The sequence below is a fragment of the Luteibacter sp. genome (genome assembly GCF_051958795.1).
Lineage (GTDB): Bacteria > Pseudomonadota > Gammaproteobacteria > Xanthomonadales > Rhodanobacteraceae > Luteibacter.
Map to the genome: position 1 here is coordinate 1 of NZ_JBQCFT010000304.1, position 4,167 is coordinate 4,167.

Genomic DNA, 4,167 nt, shown 5'->3' on the forward strand with positions numbered 1-4,167 from the left:
GCGCTTCGACCGCGAGATGCACCAGCTGGAAACGGCCACGGCCTTCGGCGGCGACCTGTACATCAGCGGCCTCTCGGGCGGCAACGTGCGTGGCGTGACCCTGCTACAGCGGCTACGCAACGAAGGCACCAACTACTTCGCCGGCTACAACACCCACGTGTGGGTAGGTGACGCCCAGCTGGTGCCGCTGGGGCAGGTGGCCCAGCCGAAGCAGGCCGAAGCCAAGGCCTCCAATTAGCCCACGAAAAATCTCCCCGGGCCAGAGGCCTGGGGAGTGAAGGAGCGTCCACACCGGAGCTCGAGGGGAAACTGTAGGTCGGTTAAACCGGTTGCCAGTTGGGATCGGGTTCCGGCATGCCAGCGGCGGGCGCGCTTCCGTGCGGGCCCGCCGCGCCAAGGCCTTCCATGGCCGGTTCCACGAAGTCGTCAAAAAGGTCCATGGGAAAGCCTCCCTTGGTGAGTGCGGTCAGTGCAGCCCGCAGAGCAGGCCCAGCAACAGGGCCCCGAGAGCCAGCGTAACGCGCAAAGGCTCAAAATTGCGTTCCAGTTCAGTGTTATCAGCGTCGGGCTTGGTCTTCATGTTCTTCTTTATCCTTCGGCGCCGGCAGGGCCGCCGTGGTGCCAGTACAGCGCCTGCCGGGGCGGCAGGCGCGGCTCCCGTGGGGCAATCCACAGGCTGTTTGTGGCAAAACAAGGGCAAACGCGGCGTGTAGGCCGGGGATCGGCACGTCCACGGGCAAAACACGGGCAATCGCGGGCGGGCGCTTGCGCCGCGAGGGCGGCCATTGCACCCTGCGCACGCCAACCCAAATCACGGAACCCCCATGGGCCGCAGCATCGCCATTGTCGAAGACGAACCCCTCATCCGCGCCAACTACGTGGAGGCGCTCAACCGCTTCGGCTACGAGACCCGCGGCTACGGTTCGCGCGCCGAGGCGTCCAACGCCTTCGCCATGCGCCTCCCCGAGCTGGTCATCATCGATATCGGCCTGGGCGACGAGCCGGAGGGCGGCTTCGACCTGTGCCGCGAGCTGCGTGCCAAGAGCGCCACGCTGCCGCTGATCTTCCTGACCGCGCGCGATTCCGATTTCGATGTGATCAGCGGCCTGCGCCTCGGCGCCGACGATTACCTGTCGAAGGACACCAGCTTGCACCAGCTGGCCGCGCGCATCGCCGCGCTGTTCCGCCGGATCGAGTCGCTGAAGACGCCCACCGCCAGCGAGAACGTGATCGAACACGGCCCGCTGCGCCTGGAAAGCGAGCGCATGCGCATCACCTGGAACGGCACCGAGATCCCGCTCACCGTCACCGAGTTCTGGATGGTCCACACGCTGGTCCGCTTCCCCGGCCACGTGAAGAATCGCGACCAGCTCATGCGCGAAGCCGAGCTCGTCGTGGACGACGCCACCATCACCTCGCACATCAAGCGCATCCGCAAGAAGTTCGTCGCGCTGGCGCCAGATTTCGACGCGATCGAAACCGTCCACGGCGTCGGCTACCGCTGGACGCCGTAACCGATGCCCGCTGTCGTAGGAGCCCACCCTGTGGGCGACGCCGTTCGCGATAACGCCACAGGGCCCGCTGCGCCGAGGCGAAAGATGTCGCCCACAGGGTGGGCTCCTACGGTATGACGCTGCGCCAAAAACTCCTCTTGGTCGCCCTCTGCACCCTGGCCCTCCCCGTGGCCGGGTGGCTTTACGTGCGCCAGATGGAAACCCTCCTCCGCGAAGGCCAGGCCCAGGCGCTGGTGGCGTCGGCGCGTGCGCTCGCGCGAAGCCTGGTCGTCGTGGAAGCGCCGCTGCCGCCTGCCGGCAGCGCGTGGTACGTGCAACAGGCCAACGTGCCCATCACTGTCGATGGCTACGCGGATGACTGGGCACCGCTGAGCCCGTGGGCGCAGCCGCTTGGCCGCAATGCAAAGGTGATGTTCGCGGAAGACGAACGCTGGCTGTACTTCACGATCGACGTGCGCGCGCCACGACGCAATCGTGCCGATGCCGCCGACCGCCTCGCGCTCAGCGCGGATCACCTGATCCTGTCGATCGCCAGCAACGAGGATGCCCAGCGCTACCTGCTCGCCAGCGCCGCGCCAGGCGCTACGACGGCCATCGCGCTCGACCCCGAAGCGGGCGTGCTGCCCGACCGCCTCAACGCGCAATGGCAGGAGGACGGCGGCGGCTTCCGCGCGGAGCTGAAATTGCCGCGCGGCCTGCGCCTCGATCGTGTCGGCGTGGGCGTGCACCTCGCCGCCGATGGCAATGCCGAGCCGCTCAGCGCCGATACCCGGCCCCTGCTCGAATTCTCACCCGCGCTTTCCCAGGAGCTGGCGCGGCTAGCTCCCGATGGCGTGCGCGTACGCGTCCTCTCGCCGGATGCGTGGCTGATGGCCCAGACCGGCCGCCTCTCGTTGCCCGACACGCCGGCCAGCGGCCAGGCGGGCTGGTTCGCCTCGCTCGTCTACCGCTCGCTGCTGGCCACGCGCCTCGACGACAACGCCGCGTGGACCGAGGACGCCCCGAAGATCGACCTGCCCGAAGTCCGCGAAGCGCGCTCCGGCAAGCCGGCCACGGCATGGCGCGCAGGCGAGGCGCGCGGCAGCGTGGTCCTCGCCGCGGCGATGCCGATCACCCAGGGCGGCAAGCTCCACGGCGTGGTGCTGCTCGAGCAGCCCAGCCGCGCGGTACCGCTGCTCGCCAACCGCGCACTGTTCGGCCTGCTGCTCACCAGCTTCGCCGTGCTGCTCATCGCCGGTGGCGTGCTGCTGCTGTTCGCCACGCGCCTCACCTTCCGCCTGCGCCGCTTGCGCAACGCCGCGGAGCGCGCGCAGGACAACGATGGCAAGCTCGATGGCCCGTTCCCCCTGATCGACGCCACGGACGAACTCGGCGACCTCGCACGCAGCTTCTCGCGCTTGTTCGACGTGGTCGGCGGCTACACCGATTACCTGCGCACGCTGGCCTCCAAGCTCTCGCACGAACTGCAGACGCCACTCGCCATCGTCAAATCCTCGCTGGACAACCTCGACCACGCAGGCCTGCCGCCGGAAGCCGAGCCGTACCTCGCGCGCGCCCGCGATGGCGTGACACGCCTCAGCGCGCTCGTCCGCGCCATGAGCGAAGCGAGCCGGATGGAACGCGCCATCGCCGCGGCGGAAGCAGAAGATGTGAACCTCGCCGACGTGGTGCGCGGTTGCGCGGAAGGCTATCGCTCGCTCGCCGGGAATCGGCATATCGACGTCGAGCTGCCTGAAGCGCCGGTCACCATGCACGTCTCGCCCGAACTCATCGCGCAGGCGCTCGATAAGCTCTTCGACAACGCTCTGTCGTTTACGCCGCCCGGTGGCTGGCTGCGTATGTCACTACGCGTCACCGCCGACGGGGCCGACGTCGAACTCGCCAACCAGGGCCCGCCGCTGCCGGAAGCGATGCAGGGCAGGCTGTTCGATTCACTGGTGAGTTTGCGTGACAAGGCTACGCCGGGTGAGGCGCCGCATCTGGGGCTCGGCCTCTATGTGGTGCGGCTCGTCGCGGAGCGGCACCAGGGCAGCGCCAGTGCGCGCAATATCGATGATGGTGTGGCGTTTACGCTGCACCTGAGAGGTCTTCCGCGCCAGCGGCTGGCATGATCACCAGAATGAAGTTCTTCCTCGCGCTGATCTCTGTAGCGGCGACGTCCGTAGCTGCCCACGAACCCACAGCGTTGACGCTGTGCGATGTGACGAGCGCGAGCGCTCACAAAGGAACCGACCTTCGGATTCGGTCCCACATCACACCGACGATGCACGCAGGTCTGCAGCTCTCAGACGGGCGGTGTCCGGACACACTCATCAAGCTGGAGAGCGACGAGAGTGATGTTGCGCAGCGCGCGGCGCTGTCGAAGGCGTCCGAGGCGAGGCTGTATGCCAGGCCTTACAGCGTAGTCGTTACCGGGCGGGTTGAAACCCGGCACGGCGGGACCGTGGTGGTGGCGACAAGTGTGGAATTCAGTCCTGACGACCCGTAGAAGTCCGTCAGCGCAATTCCTCTCCCTGCACTGTGGGAGTGGGGGGGGGGGGGGTGGGGGTAGCCGGGCCCGGCGGGGGGACCCCGGCACCCCCCAAAAGACGGCGGGGGGGGGGGGCGCCCCCCGGGGGGGGGGGGGGGGGCGGGGGGGGGGGGGCACCCCCCC

Annotated in this window: 4 protein-coding genes; all 4 read left to right on the forward strand. The window is 68.3% G+C overall.

What is annotated here, in order from left to right; translation table 11 throughout:
- On the forward strand, positions 1 to 238 hold a 238-nt coding region (locus tag ACTHLF_RS15750; RefSeq protein WP_440328422.1), incomplete at its 5' end, for a hypothetical protein.
- Between the two features lie 586 nt (positions 239 to 824).
- The gene (gene pdsR / locus ACTHLF_RS15755; RefSeq protein WP_440328424.1) at positions 825 to 1,514 is read left to right on the forward strand and encodes a proteobacterial dedicated sortase system response regulator; all 690 of its coding nucleotides are present in this window, start codon (positions 825 to 827) and stop codon (positions 1,512 to 1,514) included.
- Positions 1,515 to 1,627: 113 nt separating this feature from the next.
- Entirely contained in the window at positions 1,628 to 3,625 is a 1,998-nt protein-coding gene (locus tag ACTHLF_RS15760) for an ATP-binding protein (protein ID WP_440328426.1), read from the forward strand.
- A gap of 8 nt (positions 3,626 to 3,633) precedes the next feature.
- Complete coding sequence (locus ACTHLF_RS15765; RefSeq protein ID WP_440328427.1) at positions 3,634 to 4,002, forward strand: hypothetical protein; 369 nt, start codon at positions 3,634 to 3,636, stop codon at positions 4,000 to 4,002.
- Positions 4,003 to 4,167 lie beyond the last annotated feature (165 nt).

Coding starts and splice junctions, on each gene's coding strand:
- pdsR (WP_440328424.1), top strand. CDS start 825: ATGGGCCGCAGCATCGCCATTGTCGAAGACGAACCCCTCATCCGCGCC.
- ACTHLF_RS15760 (WP_440328426.1), top strand. CDS start 1,628: ATGACGCTGCGCCAAAAACTCCTCTTGGTCGCCCTCTGCACCCTGGCC.
- ACTHLF_RS15765 (WP_440328427.1), top strand. CDS start 3,634: ATGAAGTTCTTCCTCGCGCTGATCTCTGTAGCGGCGACGTCCGTAGCT.